This is a genomic window from Prosthecomicrobium pneumaticum (assembly GCF_014199915.1).
Lineage (GTDB): Bacteria > Pseudomonadota > Alphaproteobacteria > Rhizobiales > Kaistiaceae > Prosthecomicrobium > Prosthecomicrobium pneumaticum.
This window is the reverse complement of sequence record NZ_JACHOO010000002.1, coordinates 483096-501568: the sequence shown is the minus strand read 5'-3', so window position 1 is coordinate 501568 and position 18473 is coordinate 483096. Positions and strand designations below refer to the sequence as shown.

The 18473-nt window shown below is 69.0% G+C and carries 21 protein-coding genes; 14 read left to right on the top strand and 7 right to left on the bottom strand.

The annotated features are described in order from the left end of the window. Positions 1 to 28 precede the first annotated feature (28 nt). The 9 genes from cnbZ to GGQ63_RS06040 all read left to right on the top strand — a co-directional run bounded on the left by cnbZ (position 29) and on the right by GGQ63_RS06040 (position 6451). Positions 29 to 784, top strand: coding sequence for a 2-amino-5-chloromuconate deaminase CnbZ (gene cnbZ / locus GGQ63_RS06080; protein WP_183853597.1), 756 nt, complete (start codon positions 29 to 31; stop codon positions 782 to 784). Between the two features lie 140 nt (positions 785 to 924). Beyond that, positions 925 to 1746 (top strand): FadR/GntR family transcriptional regulator, encoded by an 822-nt coding sequence (locus tag GGQ63_RS06075; protein ID WP_183853595.1) that lies wholly within the window; start codon positions 925 to 927, stop codon positions 1744 to 1746. Further along, entirely contained in the window at positions 1743 to 2516 is a 774-nt protein-coding gene (locus GGQ63_RS06070; RefSeq protein WP_183853593.1) for a (Fe-S)-binding protein, read from the top strand. Before GGQ63_RS06075 ends, GGQ63_RS06070 begins: the two co-directional genes overlap by 4 nt. Before the next feature lie 56 nt (positions 2517 to 2572). Further along, positions 2573 to 3037, top strand: coding sequence for a DUF29 domain-containing protein (locus tag GGQ63_RS06065; protein WP_183853591.1), 465 nt, complete (start codon positions 2573 to 2575; stop codon positions 3035 to 3037). A 71-nt stretch (positions 3038 to 3108) separates the two neighbouring features. Next, positions 3109 to 3573, top strand: a complete 465-nt coding sequence (locus GGQ63_RS06060; RefSeq protein ID WP_183853589.1) for a DUF29 domain-containing protein — start codon at positions 3109 to 3111, stop codon at positions 3571 to 3573. Between the two features lie 8 nt (positions 3574 to 3581). Further along, positions 3582 to 5003, top strand: coding sequence for a LutB/LldF family L-lactate oxidation iron-sulfur protein (locus GGQ63_RS06055; RefSeq protein WP_183853587.1), 1422 nt, complete (start codon positions 3582 to 3584; stop codon positions 5001 to 5003). A 54-nt stretch (positions 5004 to 5057) separates the two neighbouring features. Next, positions 5058 to 5366: a type II toxin-antitoxin system MqsR family toxin gene (locus tag GGQ63_RS06050; protein ID WP_183853585.1), complete on the top strand. Its 309-nt coding sequence runs from the start codon at positions 5058 to 5060 to the stop codon at positions 5364 to 5366. After that, positions 5367 to 5783 (top strand): type II toxin-antitoxin system MqsA family antitoxin, encoded by a 417-nt coding sequence (locus tag GGQ63_RS06045; RefSeq protein WP_183853584.1) that lies wholly within the window; start codon positions 5367 to 5369, stop codon positions 5781 to 5783. Next, entirely contained in the window at positions 5780 to 6451 is a 672-nt protein-coding gene (locus tag GGQ63_RS06040; protein ID WP_183853581.1) for a LutC/YkgG family protein, read from the top strand. The genes GGQ63_RS06045 and GGQ63_RS06040 overlap by 4 nt, the downstream gene beginning before the upstream one ends. Before the next feature lie 42 nt (positions 6452 to 6493). On the opposite strand, the gene GGQ63_RS06035 is transcribed toward GGQ63_RS06040, so the two are convergent. Then, on the bottom strand, positions 6494 to 7306 hold the full coding sequence (locus GGQ63_RS06035) for an ABC transporter permease subunit (RefSeq protein WP_183853579.1): 813 nt from the start codon (positions 7304 to 7306) through the stop codon (positions 6494 to 6496). Between the two features lie 4 nt (positions 7307 to 7310). Continuing rightward, entirely contained in the window at positions 7311 to 8105 is a 795-nt protein-coding gene (locus GGQ63_RS06030) for a transporter substrate-binding domain-containing protein (protein WP_183853577.1), read from the bottom strand. Positions 8106 to 8389: 284 nt separating this feature from the next. Between GGQ63_RS06030 and GGQ63_RS06025 the strand changes: the two genes are divergently transcribed. Further along, complete coding sequence (locus GGQ63_RS06025; protein ID WP_183853575.1) at positions 8390 to 9262, top strand: DMT family transporter; 873 nt, start codon at positions 8390 to 8392, stop codon at positions 9260 to 9262. A gap of 414 nt (positions 9263 to 9676) precedes the next feature. Here the strand turns inward: GGQ63_RS06025 and GGQ63_RS06020 are convergent, their stop codons facing one another. After that, positions 9677 to 10558 (bottom strand): LysR substrate-binding domain-containing protein, encoded by an 882-nt coding sequence (locus tag GGQ63_RS06020; RefSeq protein WP_183853573.1) that lies wholly within the window; start codon positions 10556 to 10558, stop codon positions 9677 to 9679. A gap of 244 nt (positions 10559 to 10802) precedes the next feature. Between GGQ63_RS06020 and GGQ63_RS06015 the strand changes: the two genes are divergently transcribed. Then, positions 10803 to 11165 (top strand): hypothetical protein, encoded by a 363-nt coding sequence (locus GGQ63_RS06015; RefSeq protein WP_183853571.1) that lies wholly within the window; start codon positions 10803 to 10805, stop codon positions 11163 to 11165. Between the two features lie 194 nt (positions 11166 to 11359). On the opposite strand, the gene GGQ63_RS06010 is transcribed toward GGQ63_RS06015, so the two are convergent. From GGQ63_RS06010 to GGQ63_RS06000, 3 genes are all read right to left on the bottom strand, one after another. Beyond that, positions 11360 to 12040 (bottom strand): DUF937 domain-containing protein, encoded by a 681-nt coding sequence (locus GGQ63_RS06010; RefSeq protein WP_183853568.1) that lies wholly within the window; start codon positions 12038 to 12040, stop codon positions 11360 to 11362. Positions 12041 to 12118: 78 nt separating this feature from the next. After that, entirely contained in the window at positions 12119 to 12949 is an 831-nt protein-coding gene (locus GGQ63_RS06005) for a universal stress protein (RefSeq protein ID WP_183853566.1), read from the bottom strand. A 97-nt stretch (positions 12950 to 13046) separates the two neighbouring features. Then, positions 13047 to 14417, bottom strand: coding sequence for a glutamate--cysteine ligase (locus tag GGQ63_RS06000; protein ID WP_183853563.1), 1371 nt, complete (start codon positions 14415 to 14417; stop codon positions 13047 to 13049). Positions 14418 to 14537: 120 nt separating this feature from the next. Between GGQ63_RS06000 and GGQ63_RS05995 the strand changes: the two genes are divergently transcribed. Both GGQ63_RS05995 and GGQ63_RS05990 read left to right on the top strand, forming a co-directional pair. Then, positions 14538 to 15284, top strand: a complete 747-nt coding sequence (locus GGQ63_RS05995; protein ID WP_183853561.1) for an SDR family NAD(P)-dependent oxidoreductase — start codon at positions 14538 to 14540, stop codon at positions 15282 to 15284. Between the two features lie 127 nt (positions 15285 to 15411). Continuing rightward, a complete protein-coding gene (locus GGQ63_RS05990; RefSeq protein WP_183853559.1) occupies positions 15412 to 15750 on the top strand; it encodes a PepSY domain-containing protein in 339 nt (112 codons plus the stop codon). Positions 15751 to 15888: 138 nt separating this feature from the next. Here the strand turns inward: GGQ63_RS05990 and GGQ63_RS05985 are convergent, their stop codons facing one another. After that, the gene (locus GGQ63_RS05985; RefSeq protein WP_183853557.1) at positions 15889 to 16812 is read right to left on the bottom strand and encodes a LysR family transcriptional regulator; all 924 of its coding nucleotides are present in this window, start codon (positions 16810 to 16812) and stop codon (positions 15889 to 15891) included. A gap of 143 nt (positions 16813 to 16955) precedes the next feature. Between GGQ63_RS05985 and GGQ63_RS05980 the strand changes: the two genes are divergently transcribed. Then, entirely contained in the window at positions 16956 to 18392 is a 1437-nt protein-coding gene (locus tag GGQ63_RS05980; protein WP_183853555.1) for an FAD-linked oxidase C-terminal domain-containing protein, read from the top strand. Positions 18393 to 18473: the final 81 nt, after the last annotated feature.

The window sequence follows — 18473 nt, the reverse complement described above, 5'->3', positions numbered from 1 at the left end:
ACACGAATCGGCGGCGGAAGGGATCGGCATGGCGACGGTGGAGTTCGCGGCGGGCGGCTATCGGTTCATTCCGGGGGTGTTCCAATATTCGGCCGGCGTCGCGGCGCTGCCGGGGCACGCCATCGAGCGGGTGCGCTTCTCGCGGCCGGTGCCGCTCGCGGAAGGGTTTGCCCGGATCGCCGCGCATCTCGGTGCCGCCGGCCGGCCGCGCGCCGCGTTCTGCGCCTGCGAACTGCGCTCGCCCGCGCCCTTCGACGAACCGGGCTTCCGCGCCTTCAACGAGCGCTATGTCGGCACGCTCGCGCAATGGGGACTGCTTTCGGGCGAGGTGAACCCGGTCGCGCGGGCGAATGTCTGCCCGGAACGCGATCCGCCGGCCGAGCCGAGCTTCTTCGCCTTCTCCTTCACCCGGCCGGAGGCGGGTGCCCCCGCCTCCTTCGTCGTTGCCGGCAGCGGCGAGGTGCCGGAAGGGAAGGGGAACTATCGCGACCACATCGTGGCGCCCGGCGACACCAGCCCGGCCGGGCTCGCCGCCAAGGCGCGCTTCGTGCTCGCCGAGATGGAGGCGCGGATGGCGGCGCTCGGCGGCAACTGGGCGACCGCGACCGGCGCGCAGCTCTATACGGTGCACGATGTCTTCCCGCTGCTCGCGGACCAGATCGTCGCCCGCGGCGCCGCGCGGCACGGTCTCGCCTGGCATTTCTGCCGGCCGCCCGTGGTCGGCATCGACTACGAGATGGACTGCCGCCGCGTCGCCACCGAGCGGGTGCTGTTCGTCGATTGACCGCGGTCCGCCGTGCCGTCGGGCGGGCACCGGCCCCTCTCGCGATCCCGTGTCGGGGGTGGGCCGCCGCGCCCGGACGTCGCACCCGCCGAGTGGATCAGTTTTTTGACCACTCGCTTCCCCGCTGCTAGCGTGCGGCCATGGTCTTCCATCCCGTCCCCGCCCGCGCGACCGCCGACGACGTTGCCCGCCAGATCGAGCTCCTGGTGCTCGAAGGCGTGCTCCATCCCGGCGACCGTCTGCCGGGCGAGCGCGAGCTGTCGGGCCTTCTCGACGTTTCCCGGCCGGTGCTGCGCGATGCGCTGAAGGCGCTCGAGACCCGCCATCTGGTCGAGAGCCGGCACGGCGGCGGCACGTTCGTCGCGGCGATCGAGGGTACCGTCTTCGCCGCGCCCGTGCTCGACCTGATCGCCCGGTCGGAAAAGGCCGGCGGAGACTATCTCGAATTCCGCCGCGAGATCGAGGCGACCGCGGCGGCGATGGCGGCCGAGCGCGCGACGGAAGCCGACCGCACGCTCCTGTCCCGGCTCTTCGCCACCATGGAAGAGGCGCATGCCGGGGCTGACCTGCGGCGCGAGGCGGCGCTCGACGTCGAGTTCCATCAGGCGGTCGGCGAGGCGACGCACAACATCGTCATGATCCATGTCCTGCGTGCCTGCTACCGCTTGCTCGCCGAGGGCGTGCTCGAGAACCGCGCCCTGCTCTACGATCAGGCCGGCTCGCGCGACGCCCTGCTCGCGCAGCACCGGGCGATCAGGGACGCGATCCTCGCCGGCGACGCGCCGGCCGCCCGCCTCGCGTCGATTGCCCATATCCGCTATGTCGCGACCGCGCTCGAGGAAGCGGCGCGCGCCGGCGCCCGCGCCGAAATCGCGCAAATGCGCCTGATGCAGTTCGAGGAACGCGCGTCGAAACGGCGGGGACGCCGCAGGGACGAGACGCCGGAAAAGAGAAGCGCATGACCACCACGCCTGCCGGGCCCTCCGTCGGCCTCTTCGTCACCTGTCTCGTCGATCTCTTCCGCCCGACGGTGGGCTTCGCGGCTGTGAAGCTGCTCGAGGATGCCGGCTGCACCGTGTCGGTGCCTGCGGCGCAGACCTGCTGCGGCCAGCCCGCCTTCAATTCCGGCGATCGGGCGGATGCGCGCGCGCTCGCCGAGGGCGTCATCCGGGCCTTCGAGCCCTATGATTATGTCGTGGCGCCGTCGGGCTCCTGCGCCGGCATGATGAAGACGCATTACGACGAGCTCTTCAAGGGCGATGCGGTGTGGTCGGCGCGGGTCGCGGCCTTCACGGCGAAGACCCATGAGCTCGTCTCCTTCCTCGCCGATGTGCTCGGCGTCACAGCGGTGCCGGCCGCCGCCTATGCCGAGACGGTGACCTATCACGACTCCTGCTCGGGGCTGCGGGAACTCGGCATCAAGGCGCAGCCGCGGGCGCTCTTGCGCTCGGTCGAGGGGCTGTCGATCCGGGAGATGCAGGATCCGGACGTCTGCTGCGGGTTCGGCGGCACGTTCTGCGTCAAATATCCCGACATCTCGAACGCCATCGTCGAGCGCAAGACCGCCGATATCGGCGCCTCCGGCGCGACGACGCTGCTCGCCGGCGATCTCGGCTGCCTGATGAACATGGCCGGCAAGCTGAAGCGCCAGGGCTCGCCGATCCGCGCCCGCCATGTCGCCGAAGTGCTCGCCGGCATGGCCGACGGCCCGGCGATCGGCGAGAAAAGATGAGGGGTTTCCGTCGGTCCGTGACATGCTCGGCGGGCCAACGCTCAAGGGAGACGATGATGGGTCTCGCCAAGGAGAAGCCGCTCTATCCGTCCCCGACGGAGCACAAGACCGATTTCGACCTCTGGCTCCGCGAGCAGATCGCCCTGTTGCGGCAAAGGCGCATCGACGAGATCGATCTTCCGAACCTGATCGAGGAGCTCGAAGACATGGCGAAGGCGCGCCGCAATGCGCTTCGGTCGGCCTATCGCCTCGTCATCGCCCATCTCCTGAAGTGGACGTTTCAGCCGGCGCGCCGCAGCGCCTCGTGGGAGATCACCATCACGCGGGAACGCGCCCACATCGCCGACGAGGAGAACCTCAGCCCGTCCCTCCGGGCGGACGCTGCGGAGATCGTCCACTATGTCTACGGCTCGGCCGTGCGTGAAGCCGTCGCCGAGACCGGCCTGCCGCGATCCGCCTTTCCCGCCGAATGCCCGTGGACGCCCGAAGAGCTCCGCGACGAAGACTTCTTGCCGGACTGAACTGGTTTGAAGATGAAATACCTTTGCGATTCCATGGCATGTCCACGAAACAACGATCGAGGGATACGATAATGGGTCTCGCCAAGGAAAAGCCGCTCTACGCGACGCCGACGGACTATGAGGACGACTTCTGTCAGTGGACTTTCGAGCAGGCCGAACTGCTCCGGCAGAAGCGATTTGCGGAGGTTGATCTTCCCAACCTCATCGAGGAAATCGAGAGCATGGGCAATGAACAGCTGCATGCCTTGGAGTCCTCGTATCGGCTGCTGATCAGCCATTTGCTGAAATGGGCCTATCAGCCTCAGCTCCGGACGAGTTCGTGGTCGATCACCATCATTCGGGAGCGCAGTCACATATTTCAGCGCGAGAAACGCAATCCGAGCCTGAAGGGACGCGCCCAGTCGATCATCGAGGACATCTATCCGGCGGCGGGACGAGAAGCTGTCGCCGAAACCGGCCTGCCGCGCAGCGCCTTCCCCGCCGAATGCCCGTGGACGCCCGAAGAGCTCCGCAACCCCGACTTCATGCCGGACTGAGTACCCCCATGCATCTCACCTCGCCCGAGTTCAAGTCGAACGCCCACCACGCGCTCGACGACGGCCAGCTCCAGCGCGCGCTCGGCAATGTCCGCGCCGGCTTCATCGACAAGCGGATCAAGGCGGTCGACGGCCTGCCGGAATTCGAGGCGCTGCGCGAGCAGGCGCGGGCGATCAAGAACCACACGCTCGCCCATCTCGACCTCTATCTCGAGGCCTATGAGAAGCGGGCGACCGAGAACGGCGCCAAGGTCCATTTCGCCGAGACCGCCGCGGACGCCCGGTCGATCATTCTCGACATCTGCCGCTCCGTCGGCGCCAGGACGGTGACGAAGGGCAAGTCGATGATCGCCGAGGAGATCGGCCTCAACGAACACCTCGAATCCGCCGGTCTCGTGCCGGTCGAGACCGATCTCGGCGAATACATCATCCAGATCCGCAACGAAGGGCCGAGCCACATCATCGCCCCGGCGGTCCACCTCAACAAGGATCAGATCGAGGCGGATTTCCGCCGCGTGCATACCGGCCTGCCGAAGGACCGCGACCTCACCGAGCACGCCACCCTGCTCGCCGAGGCGCGCGCCGTGCTGCGGGAGAAGTTCCTGGCCGCGGATGTCGGCATCACCGGCGCCAATTTCCTCGTCGCCGAGACCGGCACCTCGGTCATCGTGACGAATGAGGGCAATGGCGATCTCACCCAGATCCTGCCGAAGGTCCACATCGTCGTCGCCTCGATCGAGAAGGTGACGCCGACCCTCGAAGACGTCTCGCAGATCCTGCGCCTGCTCGCCCGCTCGGCGACCGGGCAGGAGATGTCGGTCTACACCACCTTCTCGACGGGACCGCGCCGGCCGGGGGATCCGGACGGCCCGGAAGAGTATCACGTCGTGCTGCTCGACAATGGCCGCTCGGCCATGCTCGGGACGGAGTTCCAGGACATGCTGCGCTGCATCCGCTGCGGCGCCTGCATGAACCATTGCCCGATCTATCATTCGGTCGGCGGCCACGCCTATGGCTGGGTCTATCCCGGCCCGATGGGGGCGGTGCTCACCCCGACGCTGGTCGGCGTCGACAAGGCCGGGCATCTGCCCAACGCCTCGACCTTCTGCGGCCGCTGCGAGAGCGTGTGCCCGATGAAGATCCCGCTGCCGAAGATGATGCGGCATTGGCGCGAGCGCGAGTTCGAGCGCCATCTCTCGCCCGCGACGGTGCGCTGGGGCCTCTCGGTCTGGTCCTATTTCGCGCGACGGCCGAAGCTCTACCAGTTCGCGACGCGCATCGCGATGGGCGGCCTCGGCCTCGTCGGCCGCTCGAAGGGCCGCTTCCGGACGCTGCCGCTCGCCGGCGGCTGGACCAAATATCGCGACCTCCCGGCGCCCGAGGGCAAGACCTTCCAGCAGCAATGGGCGGAACGGAGGAAGGCGGCTTGATCGGGCGAGATTCGGCACCATAATGGTGCCGCGATCCGATGCGCGGGGGGGCGCATGGAGAAGCGGAAGCCGAGCCACGATCTCGACCGGTTCAAGGCGGTGTGCGGTGATCCATACCTTGCTCAGATGACCCAATCCGCGAGGTTGTCCGCCGCCGAGCTCGGCTACGCGACGAGCGACGTCGCCGCCCTCATCAGGACGATGGATCGGACGATGTTCTATAAATCCATGACGAGCTTTGCTGATCATCGCCGCTGGCAGGATGTCTACCATGTGCCCGCGCCAGACGGCATGACGATCTACCTGAAGTTCACCGACGATCTGATCACCGAATTCATGATCCTTTCCTTCAAGGAGAAGTGAATGTCATCGGAGACGCGCATCCACCCGGAGACCGGCCGCGAACTGAGGCGCGGTATCCGCGCCCTCACGATCCGCTATCGCGGGCTGGAGCGGACGGTTGACGTCCCGGGTTGGTATCCGGAAGACGACAGCGACGGCATTCTCGGCCATGATGGCCTGACGGTGACCGACGCCGCCCTCTCCGAGATCAAGGCGGAGATCACGGGGCTTCCCAATCCGGACGAAGTCCGCCGTATCCGCGAGAAGCTCCGGCTGTCGCAGCGCCGTGCCGGCGAGCTTCTCGGGGGCGGGCCGCGCGCCTTCCAGAAATACGAATCCGGCGAGGTCGTGGTCAGCCGGCCGATGGCCAATCTGCTGCGCCTGCTCGATCGCGATCCGGCGCGCCTCGAGGAACTCCAGACAGAGGAGGCGGCATGACCGCCCGCGACGCCGTTTTGTCGAAGATCCGCCGCGCGATCGGCGTCACGGGCGGCGAGGCGCCGCGCCGCATGTCCGTCGCGGAGCGGCTGGCGCAGAGCCCGAAGGGCGTCATCCCGGCGCGCGCGCAGATCGATCACGACGCACAGATCGCGCTGTTCGTGAAGAAGGCCGAAGCCTCGCTCGCCACCGTCGAGCGTGTCGCCGCCGCAGCCGATGTGCCGGAGGCGGTCGCCGCCTTCCTGCGCCGGAGGAACCTGCCGGCGGAGGTCAAGCGCGGCGCCGACCCGCGGCTCGCCGGTCTGCCCTGGGAGCGCGTGCCGCAGCTCACCCTGACCTCCGGCCGCAGCGACGGCCAGGATCTCGTCGGCCTGTCGCATGCGGAAGCCGGCGTCGCCGAGACCGGCACGCTCGCGCTCGCCTCCGGGCCGGACAATCCGACGACGCTCAACTTCCTGCCCGACTATCATCTCGTCGTCGTCGATGCCGCCGATGTGGTCGGCGACCTCGAGAGCGTCTGGGCGCGGCTGCGGGCGAAGCACGGCAAGGGCCTGTTGCCCCGCACGGTCAATTTCGTCACCGGCCCGTCGCGCTCGGGCGACATCGAGCAGAAGCTGCTCCTCGGCGCGCATGGCCCGCGCAGCCTGCACGTCATCCTCGTCGGCTGACGCTTCTCCCGTTCCCGCGGCAAAGGGCTGTGGCTGGGGCGCCTACCGCGCCTCCCAGCCGCGCTTCAGGCGCCGCTCGAGACCGCGGACGAGCAGCGACAGGCCGATCGTCATGACGAGATAGAGGAAGGCGACGACGTTGTAGGTCTCGAAGAACAGGAAGGTCGAGGCCGAATAGACCTTGCCGAGCTGGGTGATGTCCTGCACGCCGAGCGCCGAGACGAGGGCCGAATCCTTGACCATCGAGACGAACTCGTTGCCGAGCGGCGGCAGCACGGTGCGCAGCGCCTGCGGCAGCACGACGAAGCGGAAGCTCTGCCGGCGCGACAGGCCGAGCGCCGCCGCCGCCTCGCTCTGGCCGCGCGGCACGGCCTCGATGCCGGCGCGGAAGATCTCGGCGAGGAAGGCGGCGTAGCCGAGCGAGAGCGCCGCGATCGCCCGCCCGCTCATGTCGAAGTCCCGCACCGACAGCGCCGGCAGGAGGCCCGCGCCGATCGCCCCGCCGAGCGCCCAGTTCCAGAAGGCGACGAACTGCGGCGCGCCGACGAAGGCGATGTAGAAGAGCAAGACGAGCATCGGGATGCCGCGCACGATCTCGACATAGAAGGTCGCGATCTCGCGCAGCAGACGGAAGCGCGACAGCCGCGCGAGCGCGATGAGGAGGCCCAGCCCGGCGGCGAGCGTGAAGGCGACCGCCGTCACCCAGAGCGTCGTCGACACGCCGGTCACGAGCGTCGCGGCGATGGTGCGGTAATCGCCGTCGGCGAGGATCAGCCAGAGGAAGAGCAGCCCGAGAAAGAGCGCCGCGAGCAGCCAGTAAGGGATCGCGCGGCGCGGTTCGGAGGGTCGGCTCACGGCCTCACTGGCTCGCGCGCCACTCGTAGAACCACTTCTTGTCGAGCCCTGCGAGGGTGCCGTCCGCCTTCATCGCCGCGAGCGCCGCATTGACCGGGCCGACGAGATCGGAGCCCTTCTTGAAGATGAAGCCGAACTCCTCGCGGCCGAGCGGCCCGCCGACGATCTTGAAGGAGCCCGGCGAGGCGCCGATGTAGCCTTCGGCCGAAACCTTGTCCATCAGCACGAGATCGACATCGCCGGTCTTCAGTGCCTGGACGGAGGCGCCGAAGGTCTCGAAGAGTTTGACGCGCGGGTCCTGCTCATTGCTCTCGAGCACGTTGTAGACCGAGACGTAGAAATTCGTCGTGCCGGCCTGCGCGCCGACGAGGAGCTTCGGATCGGCCTTGAAGCCGGCGGCGTCCGAGAAACGGTTCTCGTCCGCGCGCACCAGCATGAACTGCTCCGAGACCATGTAGGGGTCGGAGAAGTCGACCTGCGCCTTGCGCTCGTCATTGATCGTGATGCCGTCCATGCCGATGTCGAACTGGCCGTCGCGCACCGCCTGGATCATCACGTCCCAGCTGGTCAGCTTCCAGTCGACCTTCGCGTTGAGGCGCTTGGCGATCTCGTTGACGGCGTCGTATTCCCAGCCGATGCCCTCGCCGGTCTTCGGATCGGCGAAATTGAGCGGGGTATAGGCGTTCTCGGTCACGGCGACGATCGTCCGCCCGCCGAGATCGGGCAGACCCAGCGCCGGCGCGGCGGCCGGCAGGAGCGCGAGCGACGCGGCGACGGCGAACAGCTTGAGAAGGCGCATGGTGCTCTTCCGGGGTCGAGGTGAGGTGAACCGCATCCTTTCTAGCCGGCGGCGCGGAGCTTGACGATAGCGGGACGCACCGCGTGGCAGCGGGGAAACGCATCTCCGCCTTGGCGAACGCCGCCCTCATCAACTTCCGTGAAGCCGGACTTCACGAGGCTTGATTGGACGCCTCCGCCCGCGCGGCGCAAGGTCCGGCCCTTCCTCGCCCGGCGGATGCGATGCGCCCCTCCGAACTGCCCCTTTCCGAACCCGCCCCGCGCAAATCCGTGTCGGAGCGTCCGATGGCGCCGCTCGATTACGGGCTCTATGCGCTCACCGTCTTCGCCTGGTCGACGAGCTGGATCGCGCTCAAGAACCAGCTCGGCGTCGTCGCCCCCGAGGTCTCCCTCGTCTGGCGCTTCGGCCTCTCGGCCATCCTGATGTTCGGCTGGGCGCTCCTGCGTGGCGAGCGCATGCGCTTCCCGCTCGCCGATCACCTGCGCTTCGCCGGGCTCGGTGTCTTCATCTTCTCGGTCAATTTCGTCTTCTTCTACCATGGCGGGATGGCGCTCACCTCGGGACTGCTCGCGGTGATCTTCTCGCTCGCCTCGGTGTTCAACATGCTGCTCGGCGCCGTCTTCCTCGGCCAGAGGATCGACCGGCGGGTGCTGGTCGGTGCCGCTTTCGGCTTCTGCGGCGTCGCGCTGATGTTCTGGCCGGAGATCGCCGGCACGGAGTTCGACCGCCATGCCGCGCTCGGCCTCGCGCTCTGCATCGGCGGCACGCTTTGCTTCTGCACCGGCAACATGATTTCCGCCGTCAACCAGCGCCGCGGCCTGCCGGTCATCCCGGCCAACGCCTATGGCATGGCCTATGGGACCCTTCTTCTGACGCTCGCCTCGCTCGCGCTCGGCCATGCCTTCGTCATCGAGCCGACCGCGCGCTATCTGGCGGCGCTCGGCTGGCTCTCGGTCGTCTCCTCGGTGCTCGCCTTCGTCGCCTATCTGACGCTGCTCGGCCGCATCGGCTCGGCCCGCGCCGGCTATTCGACGGTGCTCTTCCCCGTCATTGCGCTCGCCATCTCGACGGTCTTCGAGGGCTATCACTGGACGGCGGCGGCGATCGCCGGCCTCGCCCTCGTCATGATCGGCAACGTCATCGTGCTGCGGCGGTAGGGCGCTCTTTTCGTCTCGGCAAACGCCGCCCGTGATCACGGGCGGGAGCGAAGCGGAGACCGGGGGCTGTCACGCCGGGCCATCGGCCGCATGGATTGCCGGGCATGACGGATGGAGAAGGTCCGCCGCGAACGCCTGCCGTCACGATTATGGATGCCGGCACAGAGGCCGGCATGACGGGTGGCGAGGGCTGCAGACCGGCCCTGAGAACGAAGCCCCGCTGGAACGCGCAGCGCTCCGAGGACGAAGCGCACCGCTTCGCCCCCGAATGCCCGTCACCCCGGCCTCTGTGCCGGGGTCCATAATCGGGACGCTGGGCCGTCCGCACAGCGGCTCGGTACGCCGCCCGTCATCCCGGGTCTCCGCTTCGCTCCGCCCGGGATGACGGATGTATGGCCTTGAGGGAGGGCTCGGCTACTCCGCCGCGATCCGCATCGTCAGATTGTCGAGCGAGGAGACGATGTGCTCGGCGAGCGCGTCGACGATCGCGTTGGCGGGCTGGGTCCAGGAGCGCATGATGGCGATCTCGGCGGGCCGCAGCCGGGAGAAGCCGTCGGCCTCGCCGAGGATCCGCATGCCCGGGCGGAGCGCCGATTCCGGCTGCACGGAGACGGCGAGGCCGGCGAGCACGGCCGCCGACAGCGCCGTCGAATTGTTGCTCGCATAGAGGATGCGATACTTCCGGCTCATCGTGGCGAGCGCGTCGAGCGCCTCGCGCCGCCAGCAGCAGGTCTGCCGGCCGAGGGCGAGCGGCAGCACCTCCTCGTCCTCGACGCGGTGGTGGCTCGACGTCACCCAGTAGAGCGGCTCGTGCCGGATGATCTCGGCCTGCGGCGTCTCGCGCATATTGGTGATGATGCCGAGATCGAGCTCGCCATTGCGCAGGCATTCGATCAGCTGCACGGTCGGCTCGCAGACCACCGTCACCTCGACGCGCGGATTGGAGCGCGAGAAGCGGGCGAGGATCTCGGGCAGGAAACGGTCGGCATAATCATCCGGCGTGCCGAGCCGCACGCGGCCCGACAATTCGTCCTCGTCGAAGGCGGCGACCGTCTCGTCCGAGAGGCGGACCAGCCGGCGCGCATAGCCGAGCAGCCGCTCGCCGTCCTCGGTCAGCTTGGCGCTGCGGCCGTCGCGGCCGAAGATCGGCTTGCCGATCCGCTCCTCGAGCCGCCGCATCTGCATCGACACGGCCGACTGGGTCTTGTGGACGGTGTCCGCCGCCCGCGTGAAGCTCCCCGTGTCGGCGATCGCGACAAAGGTCCGCAGCTGGTCGAGATCGAGCACATTCGCCATTTCGCTTCTCCTCTCGTGCGGGGGCGTCGACGCAGTTTTCGGGTGGAGCGGAGCCGTCCGATGGTCGATGGTCCGGCAACGATATCGCCGTCGAAGGATCACTGATTTCGATGGCTGATATTAGAAACATTCGTTTGAATGATCAATGGCCCTCGGCCATTCTCCAATTGTTCCGAAACGCCGCGCCGAGCAGCCCCATCCCGAGAGCGGGAGGATCTCGCGCCGCCAGCCGCCGGAGGCTCCGATGACCACGCTCGAGCATTACGCGTCCACGCCCCGCCCGCATCGCGCTTCGCTGCGCAACGCAGTGGCCGGCGTGCTCTATCCGGTCGTCTCGTTCCTGCGCGCCTGGAAAAACCGCCGCGAGCTGGGCCGGATGCTGGAATGGGATTCCCGCATGCTCGCCGATATCGGCGTGACCGAAGGCGACGTCCGCTCCGCGCTCGCCTCCGCCTCCGACGAGGATCCGACGCTGCGGCTCAACCATTTCGCCATCGAGCGGCGGGCCGCCTCGCGCGCCCATGCGCTCGACCGGCGCGGCCTCGCGGCCGATCTGCGCGCCCGCGGTGTCTCGACGAGAACGATTGGCGAGCCCTGGGCGCGGTGATACGCACTGCGATCACGAGCGCCGCCTGAAGCCCCCTCGGCGCGCGCCCCTCGCCGCGGACGGCGTGATCCCCCGCGCCGTCCGCCTCATTCCGATCGGAACGACCCTTCGATCCCCTGGGTCCGTTCCAAACTGCCCGCCGCCCCGTGCGGCGGGCCTTTTCGTTCCGGCCCTCTCCCGCGCGGCGCCGCCGCTCAGCCCTTCGAGAACCGGTCGAACAGCGTCTCCATCGACTTCACATAGCTCTGCTGCATCGATCGTCCCGCGTCGAAGAGACGGTCGACGACCTCCTCCTCGCTCATCGGTTCCTCCGGCTCGGGTTCGGGCTCCGGCGGCAGGCCGAGCCAGGATTCCATCAGGCGCGAAAAGGGCGTCGGTCCGCCTCCGGCCGGACGGCGGTCGCCCTCCGGACGCATCGCATCGAACCAGGCGAGGAAGGGATTGCCGAAGGTGGGTGCCGGCCGGGCCTTTTCGAGCCCGCCCATCATGACGTTCGCCATCCCGGCCATCATCCGCTGGATCGCGTCCTGGCCGATGCCCGTCATCGTTTCGGCCTGACGGGCGACCGCGCGGGCGAGATCCTTCGAGCCGAACAGGCGCTCGAGCGCGGCTTCGCCCTCGGCGAAGGCCGAGGCCTGGAAGGCCGCCATCGGATTATCGAAATAGGAGAGATAGCGGCCGGCGCCGAGCGACTCCCAGAAGGCCCGATAGCCGAACGGGTCGGCCGCGGAGCGCCGCATGCCGAGCCAGAAGGCCGGCATCAGCGCCTCGAAGGCGCGCGTCGCGTCGCCGGCGGAGAGGCCGAGGCGCTCGCCGCTCATCGCCTTCAGCGCGCCCTCTTGGGCGTCGCGCATCCAATCATAGACGGTCTTCATGGGCGCTCCTTTGGCCCATGATTTCCTGCCGTCGCGGCGCCGTCAAATCGCGGCGGCGCCGGGTCTCGGCGGGATGCCTCACCGGGCCATCAGGACCGGCACGGTCATCGTATCGAGCATCGAGCGGGTGACGCCGCCGAACACCCATTCGCGCAGTCGGCTGTGGCCGTAGCCGCCCATCACGAGCAGGTCGGCACCCGATTCGAGCACCGCCTGGCGCAGCGTCGCGGCGATGTCGCCGGCGGTGTCGGCGACGGTGCGGATCGTCACCGGCACGCCGTGCCGGGCGAGATGCGCCGCGACATCGGCGCCCGGCTCGCCGCCCTCTGGCAGATCCTCGCCGACGATCACCACATCCACCGCCTTCGCCCGCTCGAGCACGGGCATGGCGGCCCGCACCGCCTTCGCCGCCGTGGTCGAGCCGTCCCAGGCGACGACCACCCGGTCGAGCGGGATGGTCGGGGCGCCCTTGCGCGGAATGAGAAGCGCCGGCAGGCCGGCGTTGAAGAGCACGCCCTCGATCACCGCGTCGCGCATCGGCTCGGAATGATCCGCATCGTCCTGGCCGATCACCACGAGATCGGAGAAGTGCAGTTGCGCGACGAGGCCGTCGAGCCCGCCGCCGGTCAGCACGTCCGTGATTCGCGTCTCGGCGGCGATGCCCGCCCGCTCGGCGATCGCGCCGAAGGCGGAGGCAGCCACCTTCGCCTCGTCGATCGCCCGCTCGCGCGCCTCGACCATGAAATCGGCGGGCACCGGCGCGACGCCATAGCCCGGCACGACGGGGTCATAGGCGAGCGCGATGCCGACGAGATGGGCGTCGAAGCGGCGTGCCAGTTCCGCGGCGGCGACCGCCGCCGGCTGGCTGCCGGCATTGTCGATGATCACGCTGATGTCCCTGATCGCCATGACGACCCTCCGTATCTCTCACGATGGCGCCGACAATGGCGTCTCGCACCGCCCCGGACCTTGAGGCCGATCAACATGTAGGCCGTCGTCACGCAGTTCAGTAGGCGTTCTCCCGGAAGATCGGTGCGAGGCTGCCGTCCCAGGCCTCGCGCTGCAGGACGAGAAGCCGCTCGGCGGGCGTTAACCCGCTCTCGACGGCCTCTTCGACGGGTCCGAGATAGACCGTCTCGTCGACGCCCTCGCTGTTGAGCCGGCCTCGCGCGGCGAGCCCGGATCGCGCGATCGCCACCGCGGCGCGCGCGATGTCGCGCACCGTGCCGCCGCGGAACGGCGTCGCGAGGGCGTTCCGCGGCACGCCGTCGCGCAGCGCCTGCCGTTCCTCCGCCGTCCAGTCGCGCACCAGCTCCCAGGCCGCGTCGAGCGCGGCCTGATCGTAGAGCAGGCCGACCCAGAAGGCCGGCAGCGCCGTCAGCGACCGCCACCGGCCGGCGTCGGCGCCGCGCATTTCGAGGAAGCGCTTCAGCCGCACGTCGGGGAAAAGTGTGGACAGATGGTTCTTCCAGTCCGACAGCGTCGCGCGCGCACCGGGAAGGCCCGGCAGCCGGCCCTCCATCAGGTCGCGGAAGGACTGACCCGCCACGTCGTGATAGACATTGCCGCGCTTCACGAAATACATCGGCACGTCGAGCGCCCAGTCGACATAGCGCTCGTAGCCGAAGCCTTCCTCGAAGGCGAAGGGGATCAGCCCGGCGCGGGCATTGTCGGTGTCGCGCCAGATCTCGGCGCGATTCGACAGGAGCCCGTTCGCTGTACCGTCGATGAAGGGCGAATTGGCGAAGAGCGCGGTGGCGACCGGCTGCAGCGCGAGGCTCACCCGCATCTTCTTCACCATGTCCGCCTCGCTCGAGAAGTCGAGGTTCACCTGCACGGTGGCGGTGCGGTACATCATGTCGAGACCGCGCGTGCCGACCTTCGGCATGTAGCGGGTCATGATCTCGTAGCGCGATTTCGGCATCACCGGCGTCTCGGCGAGCGACCAGACGGGCGAGGCGCCGAGGCCGAGGAAACGGATGCCGAGCGGTTCGGCGCATTCGCGCAGCTGCGCGAGATGGGCGTGCAGTTCGCGACACGTCTGGTGGACGGTTTCGAGCGGCGCGCCGGACAGTTCGAACTGGCCGCCCGGCTCGAGTGAGATCGCGCCGCCGCCGACCGGATCGACGAGGCCGATGATCTTCTCGCGGTCGAGGATCGGCTGCCAGCCGAGCAGGCCTTCCATGAGGTGGAGCAGGCGCTCGATGCCGCGCGGGCCGGCATAGGGCACCGGCGCGAGGCTGTCCGCATAGAAGCCGAACTTCTCGTGCTCGGTGCCGATCCGCCAGTCCGCCTTCGGCTTTTCGCCGGCGGCGATCTCCTCGATCAGAGCGCGCCGGCCATCGAGCGGCGTCAAATCGTCGGCGTCTCGCGCCATGGGCGGCTCCGGGGGTATCAAGGCAGGGCGCGGCACATTAGCGGCGCCGCGGAAGCCGGGCAATGACGGCGCGCGGAACGAGGCCGGCCCTTGGTCGGACGGGATCTGGAGGAGAGATCGATGAACGAATCGGAGAGGCCGGTGGCCATCATCACGGGCGGCACGCGGGGCATCGGCGCCGCGATCGCCGAGGCGCTCGCCGCCCGCGGCGTCGATCTCGTGCTCGCCGGCCGGCACCGCGACGCCGAGGTCGACGCACTGCTCGCGCGGCTCGAACCGGTCACCGGCGTCGCGCTCGAACTGGGCGACGCCGCCGACCCGGCCTTCGCGACGGCGCTCGTCGAGGCCGCCGAGGCCCGTTTCGGCCGGGTCGACTATCTCGTCCCGGCGGCCGGCGGCGCCGTGCCGGGCACGGCGGTGTCGATCCCGGTCGAGGAATGGGAGGAGGCGTTCCGGGTCCATGTGCACGGTCCCTTCCACCTCTTCCGCGCGGCGCACCGTCTGCTCGCCCGCCGCGGCGGCGCGGTGCTCCTCGTCTCCTCCGTCGCGGGTCTCAAGGGTTGCCCCGGCACGGTCGCCTATCAGACGGTGAAGGGCGCCCTGCCGCAGATGGCGCGCGCGCTCGCCCGCGATCACGGCCATGAAGGCATCCGCGTCAACGCGATCGCGCCGGGCATCATCGAGACGCGCTTCCATGCGGCGATGACGCCGGAGGCCCGGCGCAACAACATCGACAACCGCATTCCGCTGCGTCGGCTCGGCACGGTCGACCACGTCGCGACCGCCTCGGTCGAGCTGCTCACCAACGGCTTCATCACCGGCGAGACCCTCGTCGTCGACGGCGGGATGAGCATGCGCATGGTGTAGGCCGGCCGCGGCAGGAACCCGGAGGCTCGCTTTTACTTGATCGACGCGGTTCATCCGCCATTCAGATTGCGGGCCTTAAACATCGTCGTCGAAGGGCCGCCGCGCGGCCCGGTGCTTGGAGAGAAACATGCTCAAGAAGATTCTCGTCGCGGTGGCCCTTTCCGCCTCGACGCTTGCGCCGACGGCGCTTCCCGCCGCCGCGCAGCAGATCATCATCGACGAGAACGGCGTCCGCATCCGTCCGGACGATCCCCGTTACGACATGTACCGCCGCGGTATCGACCGTGACGACGCCCGCCGCATCGCGCGGCGCGAGGGCATGCGCCGCGTCGTCGATGTCGACCGTCGCGGCCGCACCTTCGTGGTGCGCGGCGAGGACCGGCGCGACCGTCCGATGCGCGTCACGATCGACGCGCGGAGCGGCCGGGTGCTCGACGTCGATATCGCCCGCGGCCGCCGCTTCTGAGGCGCGAGCCGGCATTACCATATCGAGAAGGCGCGGCCGCGGCCGCGCCTTTTCTCGTATCGGCCGATCGGCCGGAGGCGGAGAGCCCGTGGCTCGGCCGGGTGTTCGCGAGCCGTACGAAGACGGACGCCCCGGCGCTCACTCCGCCGCGATCAGATCGTCGAGCCCTTCGTCCCAGGCGGGGTTTTCGCCATAGAGGCCGGCGAGATAGTCGATGAAGACGCGGACCTTGCCCGGCAGATAGCGCCGGCTCGGATAGACGGCGTGGACGGCGACGCGGTTCGAGGCGCGCCAGGCCGGCAGCACGACGCGGAGCCGCCCGGAGCGCAGCTCCGGGCCGACGTCCCAGGTCGAACGGAGCGCGATGCCGGCGCCGGCGAGCACCGCCTCGCGCACCACTTCGTTCGAGTTGGTCCGCAGCCGGCCGCTCGCGTGGATCGTCATCGCACCGTCCGGCCCCTCGAGCCGCCACGGATCCTGGCTCGCGGTCGCGAGCAGGGCGTGGCGGTGCAGTTCGGCGATCGAGCGCGGCGTGCCGTGCCGCTCAAGATAGGCGGGTGCGGCGCAGAGCATGCGATGGTTGGGGGCGAGACGCCGCGCGACGAGGGTCGAATCGGCGAGTTCGGCGATGCGGATCGCCATGTCGAAACCGTCGCGCACCAGATCGACGAAGTCGTCCGAGAGCACCAGATTGACCGTGATGTCCGGATAGGCCTCCAGAAAGGCGAGCATGTGCGGGGCGACGTGCAGCCGGCCGAAGGAGGTCGGCGCCGAGACTTTGAGCACCCCGCGGGCGAGTTCCGACCGGCGGCTCGCAAAGGCCTCGGCCTCCTCGATCGAGGCGAGGATGGCGACGATCCGGTCGTGGAAGCCGCGGCCGGCCTCGGTCAGCGCGATCTGCCGCGTGGTGCGCTGCAGGAGCCGCGTGCCGAGCCGGTCTTCCAGCCGCTTCAGCCGCTTCGACACCACGGCCGGCGAAAGGCCGAGTTCACGCCCCGCCGCCGACAGGCTGCCGGCCGCGACGACGCGGGCGAAGATTTCCATTTCGGTGAAGTCGGGCATGGGCGGGGGTCCCCGCGCGACAATGGCAACAAAGAGCGGCGACTTTCAACCCCGGGGCAACAGTTTGTCGCTGCCGGAAGCATTGGGCTTGTCGCGCGGATGGGCATAAACTATCCGCAGGGACAGGGGGTTGAGGAGGAGCCATGTCCGCGATACCGAAGCTCGCGCCGCGCGCGGGCGTCGTCGAGCGCCGCGCGTCGATCCTCGCCGGCCTCGCCGCGCTCGTGCCGCCCGCTGCCCTGATCACGGCCGAGGATGAGCGCCGCGCCTATGAGACGGATGCGCTGACCGCCTATCGCCAGATCCCGCTCGCCGTCGTGCTGCCGGAGACGACGGAGGAGGTGTCGGCCGTGCTCGCCTTCCTCAACCGCGAGGGTGTCCGTGTCGTCGCTCGCGGCGCCGGGACCTCGCTCGCCGGCGGGGCGCTGCCGACCGAGGATTCGGTCGTCGTCGGCGTCTCGAAGATGAACCGCATCCTCGAGGTCGACACCGCCAACCGCACCATCCGCGTCGAGGCGGGCGTCACCAATCTCGCCGTCTCGGGCGCGGTGTCGCATCTCGGCTTCTTCTATGCGCCCGACCCGTCCTCGCAGCTCGCCTGCACCATTGCCGGCAACATCGCGATGAATTCCGGCGGCGCGCACTGCCTCAAATACGGCGTCACCACCAACAATGTGCTCGGCGCGAAGATCGTGCTGATGGACGGCACGGTGGTCGAGATCGGCGGCAAGGCGCTCGATGCGGCGGGGCTCGACTGGCTCGGCCTCGTCGTCGGCTCCGAGGGCCAGCTCGGCCTCGTCACCGAGGCGACCCTGCGCATCCTGCCGCTCGCCGAAGGGGCGCGGCCGGTGCTGATGGGCTTCTCGTCCGCCGAGGACGCGGGCGCCTGCGTCGCCGCGATCATCGGCTCGGGCATCATCCCGGTGGCGATCGAATATATGGACCGGCCGGCGATCAAGGTCTGCGAGGCCTTCGCCCATGCCGGCTATCCGCTCGACGTCGAGGCGATGCTGATCGTCGAGGTCGAGGGGTCGGAAGCGGAGATCGAGGACCTGCTCGGCCGGATCACCGCGATCGCACAGGATTTCCGGCCGCAGACGATCAAGGTCTCGCGCTCCGAGGCCGAGAGCCTCGCGATCTGGAAGGGCCGGAAGAGCGCCTTCGGCGCGATGGGCCGGATCGCCGACTATATGTGCATGGACGGCACCATCCCGACCGGACAATTGCCGCTCGTGCTGCGGCGGATCGCCGAGATCTGCGCGGCGCGCGGGCTCGAGGTCGCCAACATCTTCCACGCCGGCGACGGCAATCTGCACCCGCTGGTGCTGTTCAACGCCAATGAGCCGGGCGGGCTCGAAAAGGCGGAAGAATGCGGCGCCGAGATCCTGAAGCTGTGCGTGGAGGTCGGCGGCTGCCTGACCGGCGAGCACGGCGTCGGCGTCGAGAAGCGCGAGCTGATGGTGCATCAGTATACGCCGGTCGATCTCGCCCAGCAGACCCGGTTGAAGTCCGCCTTCGATCCGGCCTGGCTGCTCAACCCCAACAAGGTGTTTCCGCTCGAAGGGCGGGTGCTGTCGTGAGGGCCAGGCTTCTGCTGCGGGTGCGCTGCTTTCCCCCCGTCATGCCGGCCTCCGTGCCGGCATCCATAATCGTGAGGGTCG

Bases quoted from the DNA above. Each gene is read 5' to 3' on its own strand.
- GGQ63_RS06015 (WP_183853571.1), top strand. From the start codon at position 10,803: ATGACCACGCTCGAGCATTACGCGTCCACGCCCCGCCCGCATCGCGCT.
- GGQ63_RS06040 (WP_183853581.1), top strand. From the start codon at position 5,780: ATGACCGCCCGCGACGCCGTTTTGTCGAAGATCCGCCGCGCGATCGGC.
- GGQ63_RS06055 (WP_183853587.1), top strand. From the start codon at position 3,582: ATGCATCTCACCTCGCCCGAGTTCAAGTCGAACGCCCACCACGCGCTC.
- GGQ63_RS06005 (WP_183853566.1), bottom strand. From the start codon at position 12,949: ATGGCGATCAGGGACATCAGCGTGATCATCGACAATGCCGGCAGCCAG.
- GGQ63_RS05990 (WP_183853559.1), top strand. From the start codon at position 15,412: ATGCTCAAGAAGATTCTCGTCGCGGTGGCCCTTTCCGCCTCGACGCTT.
- GGQ63_RS06025 (WP_183853575.1), top strand. From the start codon at position 8,390: ATGGCGCCGCTCGATTACGGGCTCTATGCGCTCACCGTCTTCGCCTGG.
- GGQ63_RS05980 (WP_183853555.1), top strand. From the start codon at position 16,956: ATGTCCGCGATACCGAAGCTCGCGCCGCGCGCGGGCGTCGTCGAGCGC.
- GGQ63_RS05985 (WP_183853557.1), bottom strand. From the start codon at position 16,812: ATGCCCGACTTCACCGAAATGGAAATCTTCGCCCGCGTCGTCGCGGCC.
- GGQ63_RS06065 (WP_183853591.1), top strand. From the start codon at position 2,573: ATGGGTCTCGCCAAGGAGAAGCCGCTCTATCCGTCCCCGACGGAGCAC.
- GGQ63_RS06020 (WP_183853573.1), bottom strand. From the start codon at position 10,558: ATGGCGAATGTGCTCGATCTCGACCAGCTGCGGACCTTTGTCGCGATC.
- GGQ63_RS06075 (WP_183853595.1), top strand. From the start codon at position 925: ATGGTCTTCCATCCCGTCCCCGCCCGCGCGACCGCCGACGACGTTGCC.
- GGQ63_RS06045 (WP_183853584.1), top strand. From the start codon at position 5,367: ATGTCATCGGAGACGCGCATCCACCCGGAGACCGGCCGCGAACTGAGG.
- cnbZ (WP_183853597.1), top strand. From the start codon at position 29: ATGGCGACGGTGGAGTTCGCGGCGGGCGGCTATCGGTTCATTCCGGGG.
- GGQ63_RS06000 (WP_183853563.1), bottom strand. From the start codon at position 14,417: ATGGCGCGAGACGCCGACGATTTGACGCCGCTCGATGGCCGGCGCGCT.
- GGQ63_RS06010 (WP_183853568.1), bottom strand. From the start codon at position 12,040: ATGAAGACCGTCTATGATTGGATGCGCGACGCCCAAGAGGGCGCGCTG.
- GGQ63_RS05995 (WP_183853561.1), top strand. From the start codon at position 14,538: ATGAACGAATCGGAGAGGCCGGTGGCCATCATCACGGGCGGCACGCGG.
- GGQ63_RS06060 (WP_183853589.1), top strand. From the start codon at position 3,109: ATGGGTCTCGCCAAGGAAAAGCCGCTCTACGCGACGCCGACGGACTAT.
- GGQ63_RS06030 (WP_183853577.1), bottom strand. From the start codon at position 8,105: ATGCGCCTTCTCAAGCTGTTCGCCGTCGCCGCGTCGCTCGCGCTCCTG.
- GGQ63_RS06070 (WP_183853593.1), top strand. From the start codon at position 1,743: ATGACCACCACGCCTGCCGGGCCCTCCGTCGGCCTCTTCGTCACCTGT.
- GGQ63_RS06050 (WP_183853585.1), top strand. From the start codon at position 5,058: ATGGAGAAGCGGAAGCCGAGCCACGATCTCGACCGGTTCAAGGCGGTG.